The organism is Fischerella muscicola PCC 7414 (assembly GCF_000317205.1).
GTDB classification, from domain to species: domain Bacteria; phylum Cyanobacteriota; class Cyanobacteriia; order Cyanobacteriales; family Nostocaceae; genus Fischerella; species Fischerella muscicola.
The window spans coordinates 1-823 of the sequence record NZ_AJLK01000193.1; the positions used below are offsets into that span (position 1 = coordinate 1).

Below are 823 nucleotides of genomic sequence, written 5' to 3' on the forward strand. Positions count from 1 at the left end.
CCTTTCTCCGATAATAATTATTTATTTCATAATTAAAGACTTTATTTTTTGCTCTATTTCATCACTAATAATCTCCGAGCCTACAACAGGTTTATCGAGATTAACTCTAATAAAATTAGTCTCATCTTTTTCTGTAAATTTCTGATCATTATCAGAATCTTTCAGAATTTTAATAAAAATTGCACCTGTGTTTTGTACAATAGCCCAATTCAAGATTTGGCTATTGTTTGGTGTAATTTGCTGAAGATTCTTTCCTGATAAATCAGATAAATACCCGATTCTGGCGTCTTGAATATCGAGTTTTTGATCACCGTTAGTATCGCTATCAATGATTTGATATAGCCAATACCTGGCAGATGATTTACCCGCTTTTTTTCTTCCAATAAATCAAAGTTAGTAATAATTGCTTTTTTATTTAATAATATATTAGTTTGTCCATCTTTTTTACCATAAAAGATGATGTTATTGTAATAACTAGATCTATTTTCATAGGAAGATAATCTATCTTGATTTTTATCTGTTAGACCAACAGGAATCATCAAATAATCTGATTGCTCTTTGACAATTAATTCACCATAAACAATATTTTGTTCTGACTTCTGTTGAGCAGTTGCTTGCGTCTGTTCTGATTTCCTAGTAATACCTCCCTCACAAGAAAATGAAAGTGCAGCTACAAGAGTAAATACAGCTATTTTTTTGAAAAAAATATGATTAACCATTCAATTGTCTCAATTGTCTCAACAAGATATATAACAATCTTATTTGATTATTGAAAAAGGACAAGTAAGACAACAGAAGCCAGTACTAAAAGGCGGGTTCCTGA

At 30.1% G+C, this 823-nt stretch carries 2 protein-coding genes; both read right to left on the reverse strand.

Annotated features, from left to right (window positions below; all coding sequences use genetic code 11):
* Positions 1-21: 21 nt before the first annotated feature.
* Positions 22-213 carry a hypothetical protein gene (locus UYI_RS40065; protein ID WP_016870352.1) on the reverse strand — a complete coding sequence of 64 codons (192 nt, stop codon included), beginning with the start codon at positions 211-213 and terminating at the stop codon, positions 22-24.
* On the reverse strand, positions 210-719 hold the full coding sequence (locus tag UYI_RS33705; RefSeq protein ID WP_016870353.1) for a hypothetical protein: 510 nt from the start codon (positions 717-719) through the stop codon (positions 210-212). The genes UYI_RS40065 and UYI_RS33705 overlap by 4 nt, the downstream gene beginning before the upstream one ends.
* Between the last annotated feature and the right edge of the window lie 104 nt (positions 720-823).

Excerpts from the sequence above, each read along its gene's own strand:
- UYI_RS33705 (WP_016870353.1), bottom strand. The coding sequence starts at position 719 with ATGGTTAATCATATTTTTTTCAAAAAAATAGCTGTATTTACTCTTGTA.